The sequence below is a fragment of the Isachenkonia alkalipeptolytica genome (assembly GCF_009910325.1).
Classification (GTDB): domain Bacteria; phylum Bacillota; class Clostridia; order Peptostreptococcales; family T1SED10-28; genus Isachenkonia; species Isachenkonia alkalipeptolytica.
The window spans coordinates 207,084-230,536 of sequence record NZ_SUMG01000002.1; the positions used below are offsets into that span (position 1 = coordinate 207,084).

Genomic DNA, 23,453 nt, shown 5'->3' on the forward strand with positions numbered 1-23,453 from the left:
CGTTCATTTTATTGACTGAAATCCTTTCTCTTCTTTACTAATAAATATAGATCGCTTTTTCTTTTTTCTCCACAACCCTTCCCACTTCCGAAAAGGCGGTTTTTCCCATGGTAGCCAGGGCTTTTAGAGCTTTTTCCCGATCTTCTTCGGAAATGGCAATTAACAGTCCGCCGCTGGTTTGAGGGTCGTACATAATATCCAGCATGGCCTCGTTTTCACTGTGGTTCTCCACAGCATTTTCCATGTATTTTCGATTGGTATACATACCACCGGGAATAATTCCCATTTTCGCCAAGTCCTCTGCCCCTTCAATCACCGGCATTTGGTCACTGTAAAACTCTACGGATACTCCGCTGCCCTCGGCTAATTCTTTTCCATGACCGATGATGCCGAATCCCGTGATATCGGTGCAGGCATGAATTTCCACGGCTTTCAGGGCTTCCACCGCATATTTGTTTAACGTGGTCATGGTATGAACCGCGTCCCGGTACTGGGTCTTCGTTGTCATTTCCGCTTTGATGGCGGTATTGAGAATCCCCAGCCCCAAGGGTTTGGTAAGAATCAGAATATCTCCGGGCTTTGCGGTGTTGTTAGCCAAAACTTTTGTAGGATGAACCATACCGCTGACGGAAAGTCCGTACTTCGGCTCCTCATCCTCCACGGAATGTCCTCCGACTAACAGAGCTCCCGATTCCTTTACTTTATCCGCTCCTCCCAACAGAATATCCTTCAACACCGAAGGGTCCAGGCAGTTGGGGAAACAAACAATATTCATGGCCACCGTGGGCGTTCCCCCCATGGCGTAAACATCACTGAGCGCATTGGCTGCAGCGATTTGTCCGTAGGTGTAGGGATCGTCCACTACGGGGGTGAAAAAATCCAGGGTTTGGATCAATGCCAGCTCGTCGTTTAACTGATACACCGCCGCGTCATCGGAGGTGTCCAGTCCCACCAGGAGTCTGGGATCCTCCACCTTCGGCAGATGCTTTAATACCTCGGCCAGAACATCCGGCCCGATTTTCCCCGCTCACCCGGAACTCTTGGTTAATTGGGTTAAACGGATTTCCTCTTTTTCCTTATTCATTTCTTTAATGTTTTCATTTTTTGACTCTTTCATTAAAACCTCACCTTCTTTCCTCTAATTCACTTGTATCATATTTCCAAGGGGTTATCAATCACGATTTCAAATAATAAAATGAAAATAAATAAGTTTCATCAATTTGCAACCTGATAAATTTTTGATTATACTTGAAAGGATAAGAACTATCCCGTTAGGAGGATTATTAATGGATATTAAACAGCTTGAAACCTTTATTGCCATTGCCAAACACAAAAGCTTTTCCAAGGCGGCGGAATCCCTATTCCTTACCCAGCCCACGGTCAGCAATCATATTGCCAATTTGGAAAAGGAACTGGATACCAATTTAATCAATCGGTCCAATCGAAAAATTTCCCTGACCCCCTCGGGGGAAATCCTCTATGATTATGCCCGGTCCATCATCAGCCTGAAAAAGGATGCCTCCCTGGAGCTCTCAAAGTTCCAGGGGAAAATGATCGGCCATATTGAAATTGCCAGCAGTACCATCCCCGAGCAGTACCTGCTACCGGAAATTCTCTACGGCTTTCACCGGGAATATCCGGAGATTACCTATAACCTGGCCCATTTCGATTCCAAGGAAGTGGTGGAAGGGATCCTGAAAGGATCCATCGACTTTGGTTTTGTGGGAGCCAAGAGCTTTCATAAACAGTTGGAATACCTGCAGCTTGTGGAGGATGAAATTTTACTGGTAACCCCCAACACCGAGCCCTTCACCTCCTGGCCGGAGGAAATAAACCTGGAAACCGCCCTGGAACACCCCTATATTTTCCGGGAGGAAGGCTCCGGTAGCCGGAAATTGGTGGAGGAAGCGTTGCAAAAACAGGATATTCAACTCACTTCCCTGCACACCGTTGCCTACATCGAAAATACGGAAGCGATTAAACAATGCGTTCGCCGGGGCCTGGGCCTATCCTTTTTATCAAAATACGCCATCACCGATGAACTCCGCTATGGTTTGTTGAAAGCCATTCGTATTAAAGAGGTGAATCTCTTCCGTCACTTTTATTTTGTATATCATAAAAACCGCACCTCTTCTCCCCTGGATCGGGAGTTTCAACAATTTATTAAAGCTCATTTCCGACTTTCCTAGGAAATGAGCTTTTTTTCGGGGGCTTTTCCGTTGGGCGCCTCAATCTCCCTAAAAATCTCGGGGGTCCTATTTTTCACGTCCATCAAGGTATTTCTCCCTTTCCTGCTAAGTTAAAGGTTTCGTAAGATCATACTAAATGTTCCATAAAATAAGTAGCGATGCTAAAGTAAATTGTCAGGCCGATCATATCATTGATGGTGGTGATAAAGGGTCCCGAAGCTACAGCAGGGTCAATGTTCAGTTTGTTCATAATCAACGGGATAATGGTACCGGATAAGGTAGCCACAAATAAAGTGATCAACAAAGACAGTCCGATTACCACCCCTAACATGGGGTTGCCTTGCCAGAATGTAGCGATGACACTGATTAACAGTCCGTTTACGATGCCGATGATGATCCCGGCTCCGGCTTCTCTTCGTATTACCGGGAATACCCCTTCCTCTTCATACTCTCCCAGGGTCAGCCCCCGTACCACGACGGCTAGGGACTGGGTTCCCGTATTCCCTGCCATATCGGCGATCATTGGAATGAACACCGCGAGTATGGCAACACTCTCTAGGGTATCCTCAAACTGATCGATGATATTTCCCGCCAACAATCCAAGAAACAACAGTAATACCAGCCAAGGAATCCGTCGTTGGGCGGATTTGAAAATACTGGTGCTGGCCTCTTTAAAATCCTGATCGCTACCGGAGAAACCACCGAGCCTGTAGATATCCTCCGAGGCTTCATCCTGGAGTACATCCACCACATCATCGATGGTGATAATTCCCATCACTTTGTTTTCCTGTACCACCGGAAGGGCGAGAAAGTCGTATTTTTCCATAATACTCGCCACTTCCTCCTGATCCATCTCCGCCGGCACGGAAACCACCCGTTCAAACATGATCTCCTCCACTTTAGTATCCGGTGGGGAAATGATCAGTTCTCGAAGGGACAGTACCCCTCGAAGATTTTTCTTTTCATCTACCACGTAAATATAGTAGGCCGTCTCCGCATCGGGTGCAATTTTACGGATTCTTTTCAGGGTATCCTCCGTAGTGAAGGTATCAGGAATGGTAATAAACTCATTGGTCATCAGTCCCCCGGCGGTATCCTCCGGATACTGCATCAGCTTCTTGATATCAATCTCTTCTTTGTCATCCATTAACTGGAATATTTCCAGTTTTTCCTCTTCCTCTAATTCCCCCAGTAAATCCACCGCATCATCGGAGGACATTTCTTCCAAAATTCCGGCGGTTCGTTGAAAGCCCAACTCCTCAATCAGCACTTTTTGATCTTCATAATCCAGTTCCTCTAGTATTTCCGCCAGTTCTTCATCGGAAAAATGACGAAACATCTCCCGTTGTTTCGGGGTCAGATCCATTAAAAACTGCGCCTTGTCATAGGAGTGCAGCTCATCAAAGAGTTCCTTCAATTTATTTTTATCCTTGGCATCCAAGGCTTCGATCAGTTCTTCCAACAAACTGTCGTATCGCTCTACGGTCATGTTGCTCCCTCCTTGTCTCCTCAATGATTGAGGGGAAGTTTTTACATTAGTTGTTCCATAAAGTAGGTGGCAATGGAAAAGTAAATCGTCAGTCCGATCAAGTCATTGACCGTGGTAATAAACGGTCCCGATGCCACGGCGGGATCGATCTTAAACTTATCCATAATCAGGGGAATCACCGTTCCCGCTAAGGTTGCAACGAATAAGGTAATCATCAAAGACATTCCGATAACAGCGCCAAGCATGGGATTTCCCTGCCAAACCATAGCAATAATGGTGATCACGATTCCATTGGCAATACCGATAAAAATCCCTACACCGGCTTCCCGGCGAATCACTTGGAAAATTCCTTTTCCTTCAAACTCTCCTAAAGTCAGTCCCCGAACCACTACGGTTAAGGACTGAGTTCCGGTGTTTCCAGCCATACCGGTCATCATGGGAATAAATACCGCCAGCACGGCTACCGCTTCTAAGGTTGCCTCAAACTGTTCAATGATCGTTCCTGCCATAATGCCCACAAATAACAATCCTGCCAGCCAGGGAATACGTTTTTTGGCGGATTGAAAAGCGCTGCTGCTGCTTTCCCGAAGCTCCGCCTCACTACCGGAGAGTCCACCCAGTCGGTATATATCTTCTGAAGTTTCTTCCTGCAGGACATCCACCACATCGTCAATGGTGATAATTCCAACGATCTTTTCTTCCTTGACCACAGGAAGAGCAAGAAAGTCATACTTTTCCATAATCTCCGCCACTTCCTCCTGGTCCATTTCCGCCGGTACGGAAACCACCCGCTCCGACATAATATCCTCTACTTTGGTATCCGGCTCCGCCACGATCAGTTCCCGAAGGGAAAGCACCCCTCGAAGATTTAAATGTACATCGGTGACGTATAAGTAATAGGCGGTTTCCGCCTTTGGTGCCAAATTGCGAAGTTTATTCAATATATCCCCGGCGGTGTAGGTATCCGGAATCGTAATAAACTCATCGGTCATCAAGCCTCCGGCACTGTCCTCTTCATATTGCATCAGTTTACGGATGTCCACTTCCTCCTGGTCATCCATTAGAGCAAAGATTTCCGCGCTTTCTTTTTCCTCTAATTCTCCCAGTAAGTCCGCCGCATCATCGCTGGACATTTCCTCTAGAATCTCTGCGGTTCTTTTAAGTCCCAACTCTTCAATTAAAATTCTTTGTTCGTCATACTCCAGTTCTTCCAGGATCTCTGCCAGATTTTCATCGGAAAAATGACGAAACATCTCCCGCTGCTCCGGTGTTAGATCCATTAAAAACTGGGCTTTGTCATAGGTATGAAGCTCATCGAATAATTCTTTGACCTTCGGCTTATCCTGTCGATCCAGGGCCTCGATCAGCTCCTCCAGCAGGTCTTGGTATTTATCTGCGCTCATTCTTCTCCCTCCTTATTCTACCCTGTATTAAAAAGGGTACCTTTGGGTGTTTTCCTCGGCAATATTAAAAAAAGACCTCTTTTCTTTCATCAGAAGAAGAAGGTCTTTAAATATCCATTTAAATGGCCTTCCTGCATTCATTGAGCTTTGACACTATATAACGTAGAGGTTCTCCCTCATCTACATTAAGCAAAACCTTAATCCGGTAGTGCCTGTTATACTCATTGGCGTGTCTCCACATTTCTGAGCAGTAGACTGTGTTCATATAGTAGCCTCACCTAACAAGGATATTCAATTTCTAAGAAAATTATAACATTCTTTATCAGGGTTTGGCAATGGAATCTCCAGGGTTTTATACCGTATATATCAATATTTCTTTGCTTTTTAGGGATTTCCTGCTATGATATACTTATACCTTAACGTAAAGGATAAACCTAAGGAACGGAGTGTTGATGATGAGCAATATTACGATAGTGACCGACAGTACCGCCTATATCCCCTCTTCCTACCTGGAAAACGAGAAAATTCACCGGGTCCCCTTATACATAAATTTCGAGGGGGAAACGAACCCTGAGGGCCTGCCAGGAGAATTTGATGACTTTTACAATCGGCTGGAAAACTCCAAAAGTTTCCCTTCCACCTCCCAACCCTCCACCGGGGATTTTATCAAAATCTTTGAGAAGATCTTCGAGAAAAATCCCGAGAGAGAAATCATTGTGCTGACTCTTTCTTCAAAGCTTAGCGGCACCTATAACAGTGCCTGTTCCGCGGCGGAAATGGTGGCGCCGGGCAAAATTTCCGTGGTTGATTCCCTCTCCGCCGTGGCAAATCTTCATCATCTCGTGAAAATTACGAAACAGTTGATTGAGGAAGAGCATACTCGGGAGGATATTGTAAAAACCATCGAAGCGCAAAAAAAACGGGCGAAAGTTTATGTCACCGTAGGCTCCTTGAGTTTCCTAAAAAAAGGCGGCCGCCTATCCGGTTCTCAAGCCGCCCTGGGATCGGTTTTAAACATCAAACCGATTATCACCTTGGAAAATGGCATCCTGTATTCCATTGATAAGGTTCGGGGAAAGAAAAAGGCCTTGAATAAAATGGTTTCTATGATCATTGAACAACCCACTCATTTGTCGATCTGTCATATCAATGCGGAGGATGAGGCGGAGGGCCTTAGGCAAAAGCTTCAGGAAAAACATCCGGAACTAACCGTGGGGATTGAAATCATCGGCCCGGTAATCGGGGCCCATTTGGGTCCGAAAGCCATCGGCTTTTGCTATCTTTATTAATAGTAACAGCAACAGTAAACAATAGATCAACTGAAAATATCAACAAAAAAACTCCTGAGGATAAGAGATCCCGAGGAGTTCTTTTACATTAATGACAGCCTGATTCCATATCTTGATTTCTCCTTTCCCCTGTAGTACATTAGTAATATCAAAATTTCTCTAAATGAGGTGACAATAATGGACCTATTAACCACCGGTCTATATTTAATATTTGAATGGGTTCGTACATTTTTGATATTTTCCCTTATGGACCGAATCCTGGTTAAGCGAAAGTTTACAGAAAGCCTGAAAACCCATGATACCTATTTATTATCCCTGGTGGTTGCCGCCTTTTTACTGGTTGCCCGGGCCCGATCCTTAAGTTTTTTCTCCTTTGTTCTCTGGTCTTTGGTTGTGGTGATTTCCTATTTACCCATCAAGTTGATTTTCCACAAATTTCTGAAGCATTAAACCTCCGGAACTTACTCCACCACTTCAAAATATCGGAAGGTCTTTTCTCCTCGGAATCCTTCAATAACCATTTCATCATGAAAATTGATTTCCGCAACTACTCCGTCTTCTTCCATCATCTCAAAAATAAAGGTGCCGTACTCCACATACTGCTTTAATTCTCCCGGGTTCCCTATGCTTTGCACCTCATAGGGAGGGGCGATGGGAGTGCTGTTTACATTGATGTGATTTCCAGCCAGGGTTATCTCTGTCCGGTCCACAATGCGATGCCCGTTAATTTCAAAGGCTTCTCCGCCGAAAACCCGAAGCTCATTGACCAGGTTGACCAAATATTTTTTGTGATCCACAATCATGGCGATATTTTCGTCATTACTGCTGCTGAGGATGATTTCAACCCCCGGCCCTCTGACGTCCGGCCTTCCCGCCAGCATTTCAAAGGTTTTGATTTCCTGTCTTAAAGTGGTGAGGGCCGGGTTCTCCGCCGGCAGATCCACCTCCAGGGTTTCCACGTCTTCCTGGACCTTATGGATCCGCTGACGAAGGTTTTCATTAATCGATGCCAATTCTTCGATCTCCTGCTCATAAACTACTTCCTCCGGGGTTACTTCTGCAGCCGAGGGATCTTCAATGGAGAATAGTAAGCCGATGGAAAGTCCCGTCAAGGTAAAAATGATCATAACAATCCATTTATATTCTTTCACAGTACTCACTCCTCCTTTTCACTCTCCCGAATCAACGGCTATCGAATCAATCCTAAACGGTCCTTTACCCGCTCCATGGTCTTCTCCGAACGCTCCCGGGCCTTCTCTGCCCCCCGTTTGGATACCTTTAACAAATGGTCAGGGTTTTCCATATATCTTCGGTATTCTTCTTTAAAAGGCTGCAGATGGGCTACGGTAACCTCCGCCACATCCTTTTTCAGCTTGCCGTAGCCTTCCCCCTCAAAGTGAGCCATGGCGGCCTCGATGGAAATCCCTTCCATAGTAGCATAGATGTTGATCAGATTCTTCACCCCGGGCTGTTCCTCCCGGTAGTTGATTTCATTTTCACTGTCGGTAACTGCCCGTTTAATTTTCTTCTCAATCACCTTGTCCTCATCCATTAAAAAGATGGTTCCCTGTTGATTTTCATCGGATTTGGACATTTTTTTCTCCGGTTCCTGCAAGCTCATAATTCTAGCCCCGGCCTTGGGAATAAATACCTCGGGGACTTCAAAGGTCTCTCCGTAGTGATTGTTAAAGCGCAGAGCAATATCCCGGGACAGTTCCAGATGCTGCTTTTGATCTTCCCCTACGGGAACCAGATGGGTATCGTATAATAAAATATCCGCCGCCTGTAATACGGGGTAGGTAAACAAACCGGCATTGATATTGTTTTTATGTTTTTCCGATTTTTCCTTAAACTGGGTCATTCGATTCAGTTCACCTAAATAGGTGTTGCAGCTTAAAATCCAGGCCAGTTCCGAGTGTTCTTTCACCTGGGATTGAAAAAATATGGTGTTTTTTTCCGGATCCAATCCCGCTGCTAGGTACTGAGCAAAAAAGGATAAGGAGGTTTTGTAAAATTCCTTGGGATCCTGACGAACCGTTAAGGAATGTAAGTCCACTATGGAAAAAAAAGAATCATATTCCTCCTGCAGCTTTTTCCAATTGCTCACGGCTCCGATATAATTTCCCAAGGTTAAACTTCCCGTGGGCTGGGCTCCGCTAAAGATCACTTTTTGTTTCTGCTTGTTCATTTTTTCCACCTGCCTTATGATATTTTTCTATGATTCATACTCCTCAAAGGTTTCTTCAAAGCTTTTAGGCGTTTGCAACTCTTCTAAGTATTGGATTCGCTCTTCCAACTCCAGAACTTTGTTGATTAAGTATTCTTCTTCCACGGAATCATTTTTGATTCCCTTTTTTTTCCCGAAATAATTTAGTACCAGGTATACCACAATCACCGGAGTGATCAGCATAAAGAGGACTAATAAAATACTAAGGAATTGAAACGTCGACGTAGGCATTGCAGGGCTCCTTTACTGATGATTTTCGAAGAATGAATTATTCATCATTATACCATATTTTCTTAAATAAAAAACCGATAAACCCTTCGTTTTTCTTAATTATATGCTATAATTTGAACAATGCAGAATTTTGTTTCATACTTAAAGGAGGTTGTTATTTTGAAAGGCACCATCGTAAACACATGGCTTGACAGCTTGGAGAAAATTTTCGACAGGGAAACCCTTCACAATACCCTGGAGGCCCTTCAGTGGGACCGGGAACAGATCATATCACCGCTGGATGATATTGAGGATGAAAAAATCTTCAGGGTCTTCCATCACTTATCCGAGAAGACGGGAACAAGTTCCGAGGACCTATGGAAGCAGGTGGGGCGCCAAAACATTTCAACCTTTCACCGGTGGTTCCCTTCCTATTTCGAACGTTACAGTCTGAAGGGTTTTTTGACCATGATGGATGATGTACATAGTCAGCTTACGAAGATTGTTAAGGGTTCCAACCCTCCTCGCCTGGTGGCGAAGGAGCTTAGCGACAAGGAAGTGGAAATTCACTACCGCTCCAAGCGTAATCTCAGCAGTTATTTTTTAGGTCTGCTGGAGGGAAGCGCCTCGTTTTTTAAAGAAAACTTACAGTACCATGTGTTGGATTCGGGAGTGGATAACGAGGGCAAGCACTTTATGCGGGTTCATCTTCGTTTTGAAAAAAGTCCGGATCAGACAATCCATCGCAATACTTCTAAAGCCTTTGGACTGGGCTTTATTCGGGACCTGCCCTTAAAAATTTCTTTGCTTCCCACGGGGCTGGTTCTTGTCAGTACCCTGGTCCTCCAAAATCAGATAGAAGGTTTCCACTACAGCCACGGACTACTGGTCACTGGGATCACTTTTGTTGCAGGATACCTCAGTGCCTACTTCATAACCGAACCGACCAAACTCTTTAAAAAAGAGTTGGAGAAAATGAAAGGCCTGGATTTCGGAAGCAAAACCCACCTTAAAACCAATGATCTGGTGGAGGAGATCAATCGGGATCTGATCGAAGTCAAAGGCCGCCTGCAAAAGGATTTCCTGTTTTTAAAAGGCGGTACCGATGATATGAATAATTTTGTGGAACGCTTCTCGGAAATAGCCCAAAACATGAAGGAGTTATCCACCTCCATTGACGGCATTGTCAATGATGTGGCGGAAAGCGCCTCCAGCCAGGCGGAGGAAACGGAACATGCGGTGGGTATCCTGGATACCAATATTTCCACCGTCAATAACATTGTCAAAGACGAGACCAAGATGAAAAATGAGCTGGAGGATGCGGTGAAAAGCTTGAAGCTTTCCTTCGGAGAGATCCAAGAGGTCAATCAGCGAATCAACGGGGTGAAAAATAATTTTGCCCATGTCAACCGGGAAGGAAAGGAACTGGCCTCCGAGGCCCGGGAAATCATGAACATCTCCAGTACCGTAGAGGGCATTGCGGACCAGACCAATCTCCTGGCCCTCAACGCTGCCATCGAAGCCGCCAGTGCCGGAGAACATGGCCGGGGCTTTACTGTAGTGGCGGAAGAAGTTCGTTCCCTGGCGGAAAACTCCAAGGAGGCCGTGGGGGAAATTAATAGCAAGCTGGACTCCTTTATTTCCAAAATCTCTACCTTTGTGGAGCGGATTGAAACCCAGTTCGAGAACCTGGAGGCTTCCAACCAAACCTTAGAGCGGGTTACCGTAGATAATGAAAGCTACACCGAAAAAATCTCCGGTGTATCCCAAAGTATTGTTTCCCTGGTTACTCAGTTATCCGATGAGACGGAAAAACTCACCGGGGTAGTGGAAAACATTCACTCTTTGGCCGCCATTGCCGAGGAAAACTCCGCCGCCTCCCAGGAAATGAGCTCCGGGGTCACCCAGTACGCGGAAAAGGTTAAGGATCTTTCTTCTAATATTGAAATGCTTCAAAAGCTCACGGGGAACTTTAGAGAAGAGCTTAAGAAATATCAAATATAATTCAAAATATAGAGGGTTCTGTTTTTTACAAGGTTTTATACTTTGCAGGGTTTTATTTCAGAACAAAAGACCGGGAAGAATACCCTTCCCGGTCTTTTGTTTTTCCTATGTTGAAATAGTAAAGATCCTATTGCTTTTTACAGTCCTAATAACTCATCTACCCGGTCCTTATCAAATCCGGTGATCAGTTCTTCCTCGATTTGTATAACCGGAACCGCCATAATACCTTTATCCATTAGTTCTTTTCTTGCATCGGGGCTTTTCTGTACATTCCGTTCCTCAAACTCCACATTATTTTCAATTAAATAGTCCTTTGCCGTATGACAGTGGGGACAAGTGTTACTCGTGTAAATTACCACTTTTTTAGCCATAACCATCCTCCTTTATTTATTTCATAACTCCATATTAGGAAAACACTATTCCCTATGGAATACTTACCCGTAGTTTCGATACTATAACACTTTATTTCATAAAGTCCACAATAATTTTGATGGTTTTTTCCAACTCTTCCCGGTCTAATTCTTCATCCATTAAGCAGCTTTTCGTATGGTTCTCCATAATGACAATTCCTGTTTTTTGAAGGGAGGATTTTACCGCTGCCACCTGAAGTAAGATATCTTTGCAATTCTTATCCTCTTCCACCATTTTTTCGATCCCTTGAATATGACCCTTTATGGTTCTGAGACGATTAATCACCGCTCTTTTGGTTTCCTGCTCTGACATAGCCATCACAATCCTTTCTTGTCCCCACCCTCAGGGGGTACTCTTATAGTATTATGAAAATTACAGTTTGTCAATATACTCGGCGAAAATTTGATTTTTACCCGCTTTTTTTGCCCGGTAGAGATTCCGATCCGCAACTTCTATAAGCTCCCCGCTGTATTTGCTGTCCTCGGGAAAAACCGCCAGCCCTGCGGAAATGGTTGTGGAGATTTCCCGGATCCGGATTTCTTCGATCTTCTTTCGTATCCGTTCTGCGATGCGACAGGCCCCCGCCCGGCCGGTGTCCTTCAGTAGAATAATAAATTCCTCTCCGCCGTAGCGTCCTACCACATCCCCATCCCGCACACTTTCCTCCATGGTTTTAGCGATTTTTTTCAGAAACCGGTCTCCCAGGGGATGACCATGGGTATCATTAATCCTCTTGAAATTATCGATATCCATCATCAATAAGGCAAAACGGCCTTTGGTCTTTTGTCGGCTTCGGACATATTCCTGATAAAGGATTTGAAAGCTTTCTTTGTTATACAGCCCCGTAAGTCCATCGGTTCGAACCTTGGACTGAAGTCGATCGATGTAATTCAGATTGGACAGGATCAAACCGATGTGTCCCCCGATAATTTTCAAAAACCGGATCTGTTCCGCGGTGAAAATTTCGTACTGTCCGTTATCCACGTACATCACCCCCAGAGCTTCCCCCCGGAGACTTATAATAGGCACCGTCACATTGGAGTAGACCTTAAGTTTTCTTGCCAATTCCGGATCGCATCTTGAATCCTTTTGGGCATCGTAGACAATAATCGGCTCTTTTTTCTCCAAAGCGAGAATTCCCGTATGGTCCTGTATCAATTCTTTATCCATGGGATACTTTTCCGCCTTAGAAGCGTCTATGAAGTTGGAATAGTAAGGAAGTAAATACTCCTTCTTTTTATCCAGCAAAGCGATGGTACATTTTTTCATGCCGATGGCTTTTGGAATATTTTCCACGATTTCTTTCATAATCTTCTCTAGGTCCGACTCCTGATTTTGAAAGAGAAGAATATTTTCCAGATAATTCATCCGAAAAAGCATTTTTTCAAAAAACCGGTTGCTATTTTTTATCCGGGATAAAAAGGCTACCAGTTCCTTTACCGCAAACCTGACAAAAGCTTGGGTTTCCAGGGAAATCTCCTCTTCCCCGGTTACATACACCACCAATAAATTGTTAAATTCTCCCCGGGTGATGATGGGCATGGCAAACACCCGGTTCATGAAAAAAATTCTTCGGCTGTCCCCGAAATACGGATCGATTTCCTCTTTCCCCTTCAACCACAATGGTTTATTGTAGTCCTCTATGGGCCGGTCTATGGGAAGAGGCGTTCCGGATCCTTGATGTTCCTCGGAGACTTTATTAACCACCGCCTGACTTTTGTCCGCGGTGAAATCATAAAACAAAACCTCCCCGCCGAAGCGGGACTTAATGAATCTCCCCAACAGATCGATCCCCCGGTCTTTATCCTGCTGTCGATTAAGAATTCGGGTGATTTTCAGAAATTTTCTTTCCAATTCTTGAAAGTTCATAGCGTTCTCTCCCATGACGTATTAATAGTCGCGACCATTAAAAAGTTCGAATTTTTTATCTACTGCTATACTATCATATTTTTATTCTTCAGGGAATTCTTTCGTTGACAGATCTTTAAGGATCTGTTATATTTTTAGAAACGTAAGCCTTTAATTTAGTCCTGTGAGACTAAAAAGGGAGTTCAAGCTCCCTAACAACTTCAAGGGAGGAATAAAAATGAATAACACTGTCAAACATTTAGTAGACCCCAATGATTTTACCCTAGAGGAAATCAACCGGGTCATCGACCTCGGTCTGAACATCCAGCAAAACCCCTCACAGTACGCCCGTCTTTGCGAAGGAAAAATCCTTGGCACCCTCTTTTATGAACCCAGTACCCGTACCCGTCTTAGTTTTGAATCCGCCATGTTACGCCTTGGAGGTAAAGTTCTCGGTTTTTCCGATGCCAATACCTCTGCCGTTAAAAAAGGAGAAAGTCTTGCCGATACCGTCCGTGTATTGGATGATTACTGCGACGCTTTAGTGATGCGCCATCCCATGGAAGGAGCCCCGAAATTGGCTTCGGAATACGCTACGGTGCCGGTAATCAACGGCGGCGACGGAGGACACCAACACCCTACCCAGACCTTAACGGATTTGATCACCATCAAAAAGTACAAAGGCCAAATCAGCAATCTGAAAATTGCCATTTGCGGAGACCTGTTATTCGGTCGTACCGTCCACTCTTTATTGAAAACCCTCAGTCGTTTTGAAAACATTTCCTTTTATCTGATCTCTCCACCGGAGCTGAAAATCCCCAGACACCTGAAGGATTATTTACTGGACTCCTATAATATTTCCATTTCCGAATTTACGGATTTGGAAGACTGCATTGAAGATGCGGATATTTTGTATATGACCCGAATTCAAAAAGAGCGTTTTTTAAATGAAGAGGAATACATCCGTCTCAGGGACAGCTACATTCTTACCCGGGATAAGCTCTCCGAGGCAAAGACGAATTTGATGGTGCTCCATCCTCTGCCTCGAAACAATGAAATCCACTATGATGTGGATGAGGATCCCCGGGCAAAATATTTTGAACAGGCGGCCTTCGGCGTTTATGTTCGAATGGCGTTAATATCATTCTTATTGGAGGTGGCGGATCATGCTTAAGGTAACGGGAATTCAAAAGGGCATTGTAATAGATCATATTTCTAAAGGAAACGGAATCAAGATTTTTGAAAAGCTGAATCTTGCAAAGGTAAATTATCCCGTGGTGCTGTTAATCAATGTTTCCAGTAACAAACTGGGCCAAAAGGACATCATTAAAATCCAGGATAATGTGGATATCGATTTTACCATGCTCGGACTGATTGACCCCAAGGCTACGGTGAACATCATCGAAGATGAAAAGATCATCTCGAAAAAAAGTCTGGAAATCCCGAAAGAAGTCACCGGACTTTTTCAGTGTAAAAATCCCCGCTGCGTTACCACCGTGGACGACTATGCAGTACCGAAGTTTACCCGGGTGGAAAACGGTAAAATTCAGTATCGCTGCCATTACTGCGAAGAACTGACGGAATATAAGCTGTAGTAAAGGCCCTGAAAACCCTAAAGAAGAACCTTAAAGAAGAACCTTAAAGGGCAAAAAAAAGACATACAAGAAAGCCTGAGAAGTAATGCTCAGGCTTTTTTGTACGTTGAATTTGAAATTTTACTGTTTATTTGAGTTTTTGCTGTGCATTTGAAGCTTGGCTGTGCATTTGAAGCTTGGCTGTGCATTTGAAGCTTGGCTGTCGTTTGCCAAGGATTTTCGCCAGGGACTTCGCTTCGGGTTTCACTACGGGTTTCGCTGATACTGCACAGAGTTATCCAATCCTTGAAACCTACCCCATAACTCCTTTAAATTCAAGTGACGGGCGGTGTTGGAGTGATAACCTCCGACTTTGAAGGCAAATTCCACGGAAAATCCGAGGGTCAAGGCGATCAGCAGGGTCCCGAAGCCTACAGGCCCCCCCATCAGGAAGCCGAGAAACAGCGCGGATCCTTCGATCACGCCCCGGATCATCCAGACCGGCCGCCGGGTTTTTCGCACCAGCCCTTCCATAAGTCCGTCCCGGGGACCGGCCCCCAGTTCCACCCTGAGATAAAAATAGGTTCCCCAGCCGATAAAAAATACGCCGATTAAAATCATTGCAACCGCCACCAAGGGATTCTCCGGCGTGGGGATGTTCACCAAGGCGTCTAAAATATCAATAAACATACCGATAAAAACCATATTCATAATACTGGCCAGTCCCGGAATCTGTCCCAGGAAAAAGGCCACGGTTAAGATCAAAAGACCCATCAGCTGCGTGGCCTGTCCCATGGTTATGGGAAAATAGTTCGACAGCCCCACATGAAAAACTCCCCAGGGCGCCATGCCTAAGCCTGCATCCCGGGTAAGCAGAATTCCCACAGCAAAAAATATAAACCCTAAAAACAGGTTGGGACTTTTGATTAGGATCTCTTTCATCGTGATTTTTCCGGCTTTTGTCATTTTCTTCCCTTCTTTCTCCTTATTCCTGCTTGTTTTTGTTTTAATCTGTTCTTTTTCAAAAGTGCCCCTTTTTCTTTAGAGCACCGAAATATCTACTCCCATTATATCACGTTTCCTTAGGAATTCAAGTTCTCTCCGATAATCATTCTAATGGGAAAATTCCGATAAAAGCTCTCCTTATCTTTGTTTAGGAAGGGACTTCCGGGGTATACGTAGTATCAATTGTACTTTATTGATGAAAGGAGGGAAATGAAATATGCAACGATATCAATGCATGGCCTGTTCTTATGTTTACGACCCGGCGGTTGGCGATCCGGATTCGGGAATTGATCCGGGAACGTCCTTCGCTGATTTACCGGAGGATTGGGTATGCCCCGTTTGCGGCGTGGACAAAAGCATGTTTGAACCCGAGGAATAAAAAGGTTTCACCGGATTAGTTTATAATAATTTAATCTTTTTTTGTTTAGTCCGATGTTCACCTGGGTATACCTACTATTGTTAGCATTTACTATACTGAAAGGGGAAATGAAATATGCAGAAATATGTATGTGTACCATGTGGTTACGTTTATGATCCGGAGGTCGGAGACCCAGATTCCGGAATTGATCCGGGAACATCCTTTGATGATTTACCGGAGGATTGGGTATGTCCCGTTTGCGGCGTAGACAAAAGTATGTTTGAGCCCGAGGAATAATAAAAAAGATTATCCAACCATTCAAAAGAAAACCTTCTGAGAGCCTTGGCTTCTTAGAAGGTTTTTTTAGGGTTGACTTAATTTCTATCCCCGGCGGGTAGGGCCCAGGACTTGAGAAATTCCGCTCCTTGAAAAAGAATATAATAGAACACACCCAGGGTTACAATAAACAAAGTAAAACCAATCCCCGCCTGATGAACATTCCCCGTGGAATTGGCATAAAACTCCACTAAATAATAGGTTAGACCGGGAAAATAAAACATCCGCTCAATAATCACCAGACTGGAAAACATCATTACCAAAATAGCGGGAAAAGCCCCTAAAATCTCCAACAGAATTCCCCGGGAGTAATGCACCCGAAAAAGACGATAGGGACTGCATCCCTTTCCCTTTGCCACACGGATGTAGGGCTCCTTTGCCATTTCCTGGATAGCCTCCGCTGTGATCTTGGCCATATAGGCTCCGGGAAGAACGGAAATCGCCAGTATAGGATAGATCATATTTAACCAGCCGCTGTAACCTGCATGGGGAATCGGAGACAACTGGTTTCGATACAGATAGGATCCCAGTACTTGAATCCCCAGCACCACCAGGATCTCCGGCAGGGAGAAGGGCAGAATTTTTTGAAGGGTTTTAAAGGTCCCTTTTTTATGGGCCTTTTTCCGGTCCAGGATTCCCTTGGGCACCCCCCAAAGGAGTCCTAAGAGCATACCGAAGAAAAAAACCGTAAAACTTCTCAGGCCGCTGACCCTAAGCAAATTTCCCAGGCTCTGATTGTCCAGAGGAACCTGAAAAATCCTTCCGCTGAACAGCAGGGTTAGATTTTCTCTCATATGCCCCCGGATTTCCTGCCAGGTAGTATTAATCTGAAAGTCCCCGTCATAATAGTCCAAATTAAAATTCACAGGAATACTGGTAATCAGCACTAGTGCCGTGACCAGCAACAACAAAAACAACAGTTTTTTCAAAGCTTTTTTAAAAACTTCCCGTCGCAGCTCTCTTTCCATGGAAAGAGCCTCCTTTCACTTCCGGATTCTCATTAGTCAAAATGCTCCGTCATGGTAAGCATATCCAAAATAAACTGGCCCTGTTGCTCCAGGAAGGTTTCATGGCTATCCCCGGGATCCGGAGTTTCCTTTTCCATAAAGGAGTAGTATTCTTCCCCGACGCCAATGGAGAACAGGGAACTCAAGGACAGTCCCGCAATGGCTCCACTGCCTCTTAAGTTCATGGTTAAATGGTATTGCAGTTGATTGCGGTCCAGGGTATTTTGTACATCAAACATCAATTGTTGAAATTGAATTTGCTGAGCCTTGGAGGTGTACAGGCTGACTTGTAAACTGCGTTGAGAATCCTGGGGAATATAGCCCAGATCCAAATACCGATAATTCACTCGATTCGTAGGAATTACAGGATTTCGCATATACCGGTTGGGCTCTTCAATGTTCACCTGGGAACCTTGTCCATCCCAAAAAACAAACATCAGGGTTTGCTCCAACCCTTCCGAGGCTCCTGCCATGATTTCTGCTAAGGTTATGGCATTGGCAGCCCCGGTGGCCCGTGTAGGAGAGATCCGTTCCTCTCCCTGGTAAATCCCGTCATAACGGGTTCCGATAATCACGAGGTTCTGCTTTTCTCTCCAGCCATCGGGATCCTTGATTTTTTCCCAGTTCTCTCCGGGCAAAATACCGATCAGGGTCTCCCCGTGATTTCCATCCTCCGAAGAAAAAACATAGGAGTCCTCTCCCGATTTTACCAACCCCGCCTCCTCCATTTTTTCAGTAATATAGTCCTGTACCCCTTGTTGTCCCTCTTTTCTGTCTAATAGATTTTCCAAATGCTGCCGGGACTGTTCCCCGTCAAAGGAATACAGACTCTGGGCTCCGGGATAGATAATAAAGCCTAAAAGCAATAAGACCGCCGTGGTCTTTATCACAATCGGGAACCGATATTTCTTAAACCGGGTAATCTGCTTTAGATAAAGTGCCGGGGACAGCTGATGAATCCCCTGTTGAATCCAGGATACGATCCGGGATTCTCTTTTTTGAAACTCCTCCTTCAAGCCCTCTCCAATAAGGTTAAAGCCGGTGATCCCCAGGAAGAAAAACAGCCCGGGAAATAAAACCAACCAATAATGTCCTGCCCGGATATCCACCGGAGCTCTTGCCAATAGATTGGACCACTCTGCATTGACCGCGGTGAACCACTGAGGATTTCCATCTATAACCATCGCCCCCTGACTGGGTCCGATAAAAATTCCCAAAATACTTAACTGGGCCAGTAAAAACAGTACCAATCCCATTTCCAGAAAGCTCCAGCTAATCAGAGAGGGGGTTAAATGAGGAAGAACATTTTCTTTAAGGATTTGTCCCTGATGCTTTCCCAGGGCAATCTCGCCTTCAATAAAGTCTTCCTCCATTATTATTTCCGTTCGTTCTTCAATTTGCCTTGCCAATTTGGGCCATCCCACAATAGTAAGCACCGTTACAAAGATGGGCATCGCTTGATTTAAGGGCAGGTTTCGGATGTACTCAATATTCAGAACAATAAAACTGAAGATAAGACCAGGAATTGCGGTGAACAGTGTATTAAATACCTTTAGCCCCTTAGAAAACAAGGGAAGTTTCATGCCGGCGGACACGCCGACGGGGATGGCCACCAAAAATCGAAAAAACACCGCCAAAATAACCGCCTTCAGGGTTGTATGGGTTCCATAAACCAGTCGTGTCCACAGGTCTCTTCCCACGCCGTCGGTGCCCATCCAGGCTTCCGGATTCGGGGCATGAGGCGGTTGGTTATACACCTTGACCATTTCCCCGTCCACCTCCTGTTCCTCCACTTGGATTCGAGGCTGCTGAGTATTGGGATCCTGATCCGTAAACCACTGGGGGAAAAAGGCCATCATTACCAAGAAAGCGGCGATCACTGTCCCCATTAACAACGTTATGTTTATCTTTCTCATCATCTTCCCCTTCCCTTCTTATACTGATTTGCTTATTCCCTCTTATGTCGGGGAACTGCCATTTCTTCCAACAAATCCGGTAATAGATATCCATAAAAACTTTTCAGGTTCTGTTTATCCCCTAAAAATTTTGGTGTAATCGCCGGGGCAAAATACAAATTCAACAAATGAATCAACATCTTATCCATGGGGATTTCCTTGGTGAAAGCTTTTTCCTGTACCCCTTCTACGATTAATAAATGGAGCATCTCCCCCACCGTGGGAATATGAATGAAATCCTGAGATGCCAAGCGCCCTTTTTCGGAGACCTGATGGTGCAATTGGGGATCCTGTAAAATCCTTTCGTAATCCTCAGGGAAGACAAGCAACAAATCCGCCCGGGTATAGGGAAGTTCCTCAATCATTTTCTCCCCCCGTCGGAGGATATGCTGAACAAATTTCGTAAAACTATTGGCGTACTTTTCATCTTCCTCCGCGGTGAAGCGAAAGATATGTTCAATTCTTTCTTTTACGGAAACACCTCTTTGTTTTTTTTCCTCCAGCTGCAACCAGAGCTTCCCGCAAAAATCGTAACCATAATAAGTAAATAAGTGTTCCTTCGAGGGAAAATAGTTGAAGAAGGTTCCCCGGGATATTTCCACTTCCTCACAAATAACATCCACGGTAAGATCCTCTTCCCGCTCCTCTTGGATGTATTGCAAAAATACCTGCAGGGTTTTATCTCGGGTTTTGGCAAATTTATATTCCCGCTGGGTCAGTAACTTGTTATTTTTCATATCTTAACGCCCCTTCACTGGTGATTTCTATGATCATTTCTATACTCATTTCTATACTCATTTCTATACTTAAGTATAAATAATTGTATAGCTTTTGATCTTTTTTGTCAAGAAAAGAACTTAGACCGATTCCAGTCTAAGTTCTTTTTTTACCTTAACAATTCAATTTTCATCGGGATCATTGAGTCCCGTCGGTGACTTCCTGTTGGGTCTCCTCTTTAGGTTCCGGTCTTTCCACTAAGGAACCCATCTTTTCCCAGGCATCTTCCACCCCGGTTTTTTTAAGGGCTGAAAGGGCCATCACCTTGCTTTCCGGGGGCATTTCCAAGATTTCTCGAATGTTTTTAATATGTTTTTGATACTGGCTTCGTTTGATTTTATCAAGCTTTGTGGCCAGCACTAAGGATCCGTAACCGAAGTGCTTTAACCAGTTATACATTAATTGATCATCCTGGGAGGGATTGTGTCGAATATCCACCAGCTGGATGACTTCCTGCAGATTTTCCCGGGTGGAAAGATAGGTTTCGATCATCTTCCCCCATGCCGCCCGTTCCGGCTTCGACGTCTTCGCATAGCCGTATCCGGGAAGATCCACCAGGTAAAAGGCATTGTTGATCAGGTAGAAATTGATGGTTCGTGTTTTCCCGGGACTGGAACTGACCCGGGCTAATTTTTTCCTGCCCAGCAGGGTATTGATCGCCGAGGACTTTCCCACATTGGATCGTCCCACCATGGCAATTTCCGGTAAATCCCCTTCCGGATACTGCTCCGGCTTTACGGCACTCATGACGATTTCTGCAGTTTTAATCTTCATGGGGATCATCCTTTGCCAAGGCATGTTTGATAACCGTGTCCATGTCTTCCACCAATACAAACTCTAAACTGTCCCGAACATTTTTCGGAATGTCCTCCAGGTCCCGTTTGTTCTCCAAGGGAAGCAGTACCTTGTCGATCCCTGCTCTTTTTGCCGCTAATACTTTTTCCTTAACACCTCCGACGGGTAGGGCCCGTCCCCGCAGGGTGATCTCTCCGGTCATAGCTACATTTTTATACACCGGAATATCCGTCAAGGCGGAAATCACCGCGGTGGCCATGGCCAGGCCTGCGGACGGACCATCCTTCGGAGTGGCTCCTTCCGGGATATGAATATGAATATCTTTTTTGGAATGGAACTCGGGATCAATACCGTGACTTTCCGCCACAGAACGGATGTAGCTGATTCCTGCCTTCGCCGACTCCTTCATTACGTCTCCTAATTGTCCCGTTAAAACCAGTTTTCCGTTGCCTTTCATCAGGGTCACTTCAATGGAGAGGGTATCTCCCCCTACGCTCGTCCAGGCAAGGCCTCGAACAATTCCCACTTCATCTTTTTGATTGATCAGATCATATCGGTACAAGGGTTTCCCCAAATATTTCTCGATGTTTTTCGAGGTCAATCGGACGCTTTTGATATTTTCCTCTACGATGCGTTTCGCAACCTTCCGGCAGACATTGGCAATTTGGCGCTCTAAGTTCCGAACTCCCGCTTCCCGGGTGTAATAGTTGATCAGATCCCGGAGGCCTTTCTCCTCAATTCGCAGATTACTCTTTTTCAGCCCGTGTTCTTTGACCTGTTTCGGAATCAAGTATTTTTCTCCGATATTTACCTTTTCCTCCTCGGTATAACCGGCAATACGAATAACTTCCATCCGGTCCAAAAGAGCTCGGGGTATACTGTGGGTGGTATTTGCCGTGGTGACAAACATCACATTGGAAAGGTCAAAGGGCACTTCCAAATAATTATCCGTAAAGTCTTTATTCTGTTCCGGGTCCAGGACTTCCAGTAAAGCGGAAGCCGGGTCTCCTCTAAAATCATTGGCAATTTTATCGATTTCATCAAATAAAAATACGGGATTTTTGCTCTTCGCCTCCCGCATGGAAGAAATGATTCTTCCCGGAATGGCCCCCACATAAGTTCTTCGGTGCCCTCTTATCTCCGCTTCATCCCGTATGCCTCCTAAGGACATTCTGACAAAGTGTCGGTTCAGGGAACGGGCGATGGATTTTGCAATGGAAGTTTTTCCTACACCGGGCGGTCCAACCAAGCAAAGAATGGGTCCTTTAATGGTTTGAGAAAGCTGCCGTATGGCTAAGTATTCTAAAATTCGTTCCTTTACTTTCTCCAGGCCGTAATGGTCCTCATCCAATATCTCTGCGGATTTGGTGATATCCAGCTTATCCTTGGTCTCTTTTTGCCAGGGCAAATTCAATATCCAATCCACATAGTTTCGAATTACTCCGGTTTCCTGGGATCCCGGAGATAGCTTTAACAGTCGATCGATCTCTCGTAAAACCTTCTCCTTGGTTTCCTCGGATAATTTAAGTTTTTCAAGCTTTTCCTTATACTCCTCCACTTCCTCTACGACGCCTTCATCTTCCCCTAATTCTTTTTGTATGGCCTTTAACTGTTCTCGTAAATAATAATCTTTCTGTACTTTGTTTACCTGATCCTTTACCCGGCTGTTAATGGTGTTTTCTATCTCCAGGACCTGAATGTGTTCCAATAACAGTTTGTAAAGAATCTCCAGCCGTTCATCGGGATCAAAAGCACTAAGGAGTTCCTGATTTTCCTTCGGACTTAAAGTAATATTCGCTGCAACGGTATCCGCCAGTCGACCGGGTTCTTCGATCTCCGCTAAGGTCACCAGTATTTCCGGGGAAATTTTGCTATTGTTCTCCACATAATCTTCAAAGGCGTTCATCACGCTTTTCATCAAGGCTTTTCCTTGAGGGGTGATCTCTCCCTCCTCCATACTTTCCTCCACTTCCACAACGAAGTAGGGATCCTCTTGCATAAATTCCTTGATTCCCCCCCGGGAGATTCCTTCGACCAGAACCCGAATAGTGTCTCCGGGAAGTTTTAACATTTGCTTGATTTTCGCTATGGTCCCCACATGGTAAAAATCATCGGTGGAGGGCATGCTGATCTCCGCCTCGATCTGAGAAACCAAGAAAATCATTTGATCGTGGATCATGGCTTCCTCTAAGGCTTTAATCGACTGCTCCCGTCCCACATCGAAATGCAGTACCATATATGGAAAAATAGACATTCCTCGTAAGGGAATCAGTGGTAGTTCCATGGTTTTATGTTTCATTTGAATCCTCCTCGTCTCTGTAGCCTAAAATTATAGACTGAATATCGCTTTCTATTATATCTTTTCAAACTTTCTTTTTCAAGATGCATACCCTTTTCTTCTATAGATTAACAGTAACCTCACACTTTTGCAAATAATCCTTCCCTTGATATGGATACAAAGCTGCTCATTTCATGGAATTCATAAAAACTGCCCCTCCTTCATAGGGAAAATCGGATTTCCCCCTTAGTTCCCTTCCCGAATATGTTATAATGGAAATCGAATAGGAAGGTACATA

The 23,453-nt window shown here is 44.8% G+C and carries 23 protein-coding genes and 1 riboswitch; of the genes, 8 read left to right on the forward strand and 15 right to left on the reverse strand.

Annotation, left to right across the window (positions count from 1 at the left end; genetic code table 11):
* Positions 1-37: 37 nt before the first annotated feature.
* Positions 38-1,084 carry a selenide, water dikinase SelD gene (gene selD / locus ISALK_RS02725; RefSeq protein ID WP_160719045.1) on the reverse strand — a complete coding sequence of 349 codons (1,047 nt, stop codon included), beginning with the start codon at positions 1,082-1,084 and terminating at the stop codon, positions 38-40.
* 202 nt (positions 1,085-1,286) lie between these two features.
* On the opposite strand from selD, the gene ISALK_RS02730 reads away from it, so the two are divergent.
* Positions 1,287-2,189, forward strand: a complete 903-nt coding sequence (locus tag ISALK_RS02730; protein WP_160718782.1) for a selenium metabolism-associated LysR family transcriptional regulator — start codon at positions 1,287-1,289, stop codon at positions 2,187-2,189.
* 127 nt (positions 2,190-2,316) lie between these two features.
* On the opposite strand, the gene mgtE (ISALK_RS02735) is transcribed toward ISALK_RS02730, so the two are convergent.
* Positions 2,317-3,678 carry a magnesium transporter gene (mgtE, locus tag ISALK_RS02735; protein ID WP_160718784.1) on the reverse strand — a complete coding sequence of 454 codons (1,362 nt, stop codon included), beginning with the start codon at positions 3,676-3,678 and terminating at the stop codon, positions 2,317-2,319.
* 41 nt (positions 3,679-3,719) lie between these two features.
* A complete protein-coding gene (gene mgtE, locus ISALK_RS02740) occupies positions 3,720-5,081 on the reverse strand; it encodes a magnesium transporter (protein ID WP_160718786.1) in 1,362 nt (453 codons plus the stop codon).
* 124 nt (positions 5,082-5,205) lie between these two features.
* A riboswitch (M-box (ykoK) riboswitch) is annotated at positions 5,206-5,374 on the reverse strand.
* Positions 5,375-5,536: 162 nt separating this feature from the next.
* On the opposite strand from mgtE (ISALK_RS02740), the gene ISALK_RS02745 reads away from it, so the two are divergent.
* Both ISALK_RS02745 and ISALK_RS02750 read left to right on the forward strand, forming a co-directional pair.
* Complete coding sequence (locus tag ISALK_RS02745) at positions 5,537-6,370, forward strand: DegV family protein (RefSeq protein ID WP_160718788.1); 834 nt, start codon at positions 5,537-5,539, stop codon at positions 6,368-6,370.
* Positions 6,371-6,547: 177 nt separating this feature from the next.
* The gene (locus tag ISALK_RS02750) at positions 6,548-6,820 is read left to right on the forward strand and encodes a hypothetical protein (protein ID WP_160718790.1); all 273 of its coding nucleotides are present in this window, start codon (positions 6,548-6,550) and stop codon (positions 6,818-6,820) included.
* A gap of 11 nt (positions 6,821-6,831) precedes the next feature.
* Here ISALK_RS02750 and ISALK_RS15295 read toward each other — a convergent pair whose 3' ends face one another.
* From ISALK_RS15295 to ISALK_RS02765, 3 genes are read right to left on the reverse strand one after another with little or no spacing between them, the layout of a single operon-like run.
* The gene (locus tag ISALK_RS15295; RefSeq protein WP_160718792.1) at positions 6,832-7,521 is read right to left on the reverse strand and encodes a DUF881 domain-containing protein; all 690 of its coding nucleotides are present in this window, start codon (positions 7,519-7,521) and stop codon (positions 6,832-6,834) included.
* Between the two features lie 38 nt (positions 7,522-7,559).
* Positions 7,560-8,558: a tryptophan--tRNA ligase gene (gene trpS / locus ISALK_RS02760; protein ID WP_160718794.1), complete on the reverse strand. Its 999-nt coding sequence runs from the start codon at positions 8,556-8,558 to the stop codon at positions 7,560-7,562.
* 27 nt (positions 8,559-8,585) lie between these two features.
* Positions 8,586-8,828, reverse strand: a complete 243-nt coding sequence (locus ISALK_RS02765) for a phage shock protein B (RefSeq protein ID WP_160718796.1) — start codon at positions 8,826-8,828, stop codon at positions 8,586-8,588.
* Between the two features lie 159 nt (positions 8,829-8,987).
* Here ISALK_RS02765 and ISALK_RS02770 point away from each other — a divergent pair, with 159 nt between their 5' ends.
* Entirely contained in the window at positions 8,988-10,811 is a 1,824-nt protein-coding gene (locus tag ISALK_RS02770) for a heme NO-binding domain-containing protein (RefSeq protein WP_160718798.1), read from the forward strand.
* Positions 10,812-10,948: 137 nt separating this feature from the next.
* On the opposite strand, the gene ISALK_RS02775 is transcribed toward ISALK_RS02770, so the two are convergent.
* The 3 genes from ISALK_RS02775 to ISALK_RS02785 form a co-directional block, all read right to left on the reverse strand.
* Positions 10,949-11,182 carry a glutaredoxin family protein gene (locus ISALK_RS02775; RefSeq protein WP_160718800.1) on the reverse strand — a complete coding sequence of 78 codons (234 nt, stop codon included), beginning with the start codon at positions 11,180-11,182 and terminating at the stop codon, positions 10,949-10,951.
* A 91-nt stretch (positions 11,183-11,273) separates the two neighbouring features.
* Positions 11,274-11,540: a metal-sensitive transcriptional regulator gene (locus ISALK_RS02780; protein ID WP_245394403.1), complete on the reverse strand. Its 267-nt coding sequence runs from the start codon at positions 11,538-11,540 to the stop codon at positions 11,274-11,276.
* A gap of 54 nt (positions 11,541-11,594) precedes the next feature.
* Positions 11,595-13,091 (reverse strand): sensor domain-containing diguanylate cyclase, encoded by a 1,497-nt coding sequence (locus tag ISALK_RS02785; RefSeq protein ID WP_160718802.1) that lies wholly within the window; start codon positions 13,089-13,091, stop codon positions 11,595-11,597.
* Between the two features lie 217 nt (positions 13,092-13,308).
* Here ISALK_RS02785 and pyrB point away from each other — a divergent pair, with 217 nt between their 5' ends.
* Positions 13,309-14,244 carry an aspartate carbamoyltransferase gene (gene pyrB / locus ISALK_RS02790; protein WP_160718804.1) on the forward strand — a complete coding sequence of 312 codons (936 nt, stop codon included), beginning with the start codon at positions 13,309-13,311 and terminating at the stop codon, positions 14,242-14,244.
* Complete coding sequence (locus ISALK_RS02795) at positions 14,237-14,665, forward strand: aspartate carbamoyltransferase regulatory subunit (RefSeq protein WP_160718806.1); 429 nt, start codon at positions 14,237-14,239, stop codon at positions 14,663-14,665. Before pyrB ends, ISALK_RS02795 begins: the two co-directional genes overlap by 8 nt.
* A gap of 246 nt (positions 14,666-14,911) precedes the next feature.
* Here the strand turns inward: ISALK_RS02795 and ISALK_RS02800 are convergent, their stop codons facing one another.
* On the reverse strand, positions 14,912-15,610 hold the full coding sequence (locus tag ISALK_RS02800; protein ID WP_160718808.1) for a YczE/YyaS/YitT family protein: 699 nt from the start codon (positions 15,608-15,610) through the stop codon (positions 14,912-14,914).
* 256 nt (positions 15,611-15,866) lie between these two features.
* Between ISALK_RS02800 and rd (ISALK_RS02805) the strand changes: the two genes are divergently transcribed.
* The gene (gene rd, locus ISALK_RS02805) at positions 15,867-16,028 is read left to right on the forward strand and encodes a rubredoxin (protein ID WP_160718810.1); all 162 of its coding nucleotides are present in this window, start codon (positions 15,867-15,869) and stop codon (positions 16,026-16,028) included.
* 114 nt (positions 16,029-16,142) lie between these two features.
* On the forward strand, positions 16,143-16,304 hold the full coding sequence (gene rd, locus ISALK_RS02810) for a rubredoxin (RefSeq protein WP_160718812.1): 162 nt from the start codon (positions 16,143-16,145) through the stop codon (positions 16,302-16,304).
* Positions 16,305-16,381: 77 nt separating this feature from the next.
* Here the strand turns inward: rd (ISALK_RS02810) and ISALK_RS02815 are convergent, their stop codons facing one another.
* The 5 genes from ISALK_RS02815 to lon all read right to left on the reverse strand — a co-directional run bounded on the left by ISALK_RS02815 (position 16,382) and on the right by lon (position 23,176).
* Positions 16,382-17,311, reverse strand: coding sequence for an ABC transporter permease subunit (locus ISALK_RS02815; protein ID WP_160718814.1), 930 nt, complete (start codon positions 17,309-17,311; stop codon positions 16,382-16,384).
* A gap of 32 nt (positions 17,312-17,343) precedes the next feature.
* On the reverse strand, positions 17,344-19,266 hold the full coding sequence (locus tag ISALK_RS02820; RefSeq protein ID WP_160718816.1) for an ABC transporter permease subunit: 1,923 nt from the start codon (positions 19,264-19,266) through the stop codon (positions 17,344-17,346).
* Positions 19,267-19,298: 32 nt separating this feature from the next.
* On the reverse strand, positions 19,299-20,042 hold the full coding sequence (locus ISALK_RS02825; protein ID WP_160718818.1) for a TetR/AcrR family transcriptional regulator: 744 nt from the start codon (positions 20,040-20,042) through the stop codon (positions 19,299-19,301).
* 178 nt (positions 20,043-20,220) lie between these two features.
* On the reverse strand, positions 20,221-20,856 hold the full coding sequence (gene yihA, locus ISALK_RS02830) for a ribosome biogenesis GTP-binding protein YihA/YsxC (protein ID WP_160718820.1): 636 nt from the start codon (positions 20,854-20,856) through the stop codon (positions 20,221-20,223).
* On the reverse strand, positions 20,846-23,176 hold the full coding sequence (gene lon / locus ISALK_RS02835; protein WP_160718822.1) for an endopeptidase La: 2,331 nt from the start codon (positions 23,174-23,176) through the stop codon (positions 20,846-20,848). Before lon ends, yihA begins: the two co-directional genes overlap by 11 nt.
* Positions 23,177-23,453: the final 277 nt, after the last annotated feature.

What these genes read in the sequence shown, in the direction of transcription:
- ISALK_RS02765 (WP_160718796.1), bottom strand. Translation starts at nt 8,828, where the DNA reads ATGCCTACGTCGACGTTTCAATTCCTTAGTATTTTATTAGTCCTCTTT.
- ISALK_RS02800 (WP_160718808.1), bottom strand. Translation starts at nt 15,610, where the DNA reads ATGACAAAAGCCGGAAAAATCACGATGAAAGAGATCCTAATCAAAAGT.
- pyrB (WP_160718804.1), top strand. Translation starts at nt 13,309, where the DNA reads ATGAATAACACTGTCAAACATTTAGTAGACCCCAATGATTTTACCCTA.
- mgtE (WP_160718784.1), bottom strand. Translation starts at nt 3,678, where the DNA reads ATGACCGTAGAGCGATACGACAGTTTGTTGGAAGAACTGATCGAAGCC.
- ISALK_RS02780 (WP_245394403.1), bottom strand. Translation starts at nt 11,540, where the DNA reads ATGGCTATGTCAGAGCAGGAAACCAAAAGAGCGGTGATTAATCGTCTC.
- ISALK_RS02785 (WP_160718802.1), bottom strand. Translation starts at nt 13,091, where the DNA reads ATGAACTTTCAAGAATTGGAAAGAAAATTTCTGAAAATCACCCGAATT.
- ISALK_RS02820 (WP_160718816.1), bottom strand. Translation starts at nt 19,266, where the DNA reads ATGAGAAAGATAAACATAACGTTGTTAATGGGGACAGTGATCGCCGCT.
- ISALK_RS02815 (WP_160718814.1), bottom strand. Translation starts at nt 17,311, where the DNA reads ATGGAAAGAGAGCTGCGACGGGAAGTTTTTAAAAAAGCTTTGAAAAAA.
- yihA (WP_160718820.1), bottom strand. Translation starts at nt 20,856, where the DNA reads ATGAAGATTAAAACTGCAGAAATCGTCATGAGTGCCGTAAAGCCGGAG.
- ISALK_RS02775 (WP_160718800.1), bottom strand. Translation starts at nt 11,182, where the DNA reads ATGGCTAAAAAAGTGGTAATTTACACGAGTAACACTTGTCCCCACTGT.
- ISALK_RS02825 (WP_160718818.1), bottom strand. Translation starts at nt 20,042, where the DNA reads ATGAAAAATAACAAGTTACTGACCCAGCGGGAATATAAATTTGCCAAA.
- ISALK_RS02750 (WP_160718790.1), top strand. Translation starts at nt 6,548, where the DNA reads ATGGACCTATTAACCACCGGTCTATATTTAATATTTGAATGGGTTCGT.
- trpS (WP_160718794.1), bottom strand. Translation starts at nt 8,558, where the DNA reads ATGAACAAGCAGAAACAAAAAGTGATCTTTAGCGGAGCCCAGCCCACG.
- rd (WP_160718812.1), top strand. Translation starts at nt 16,143, where the DNA reads ATGCAGAAATATGTATGTGTACCATGTGGTTACGTTTATGATCCGGAG.
- ISALK_RS02730 (WP_160718782.1), top strand. Translation starts at nt 1,287, where the DNA reads ATGGATATTAAACAGCTTGAAACCTTTATTGCCATTGCCAAACACAAA.
- mgtE (WP_160718786.1), bottom strand. Translation starts at nt 5,081, where the DNA reads ATGAGCGCAGATAAATACCAAGACCTGCTGGAGGAGCTGATCGAGGCC.
- ISALK_RS02745 (WP_160718788.1), top strand. Translation starts at nt 5,537, where the DNA reads ATGAGCAATATTACGATAGTGACCGACAGTACCGCCTATATCCCCTCT.
- lon (WP_160718822.1), bottom strand. Translation starts at nt 23,176, where the DNA reads ATGAAACATAAAACCATGGAACTACCACTGATTCCCTTACGAGGAATG.
- rd (WP_160718810.1), top strand. Translation starts at nt 15,867, where the DNA reads ATGCAACGATATCAATGCATGGCCTGTTCTTATGTTTACGACCCGGCG.
- ISALK_RS02795 (WP_160718806.1), top strand. Translation starts at nt 14,237, where the DNA reads ATGCTTAAGGTAACGGGAATTCAAAAGGGCATTGTAATAGATCATATT.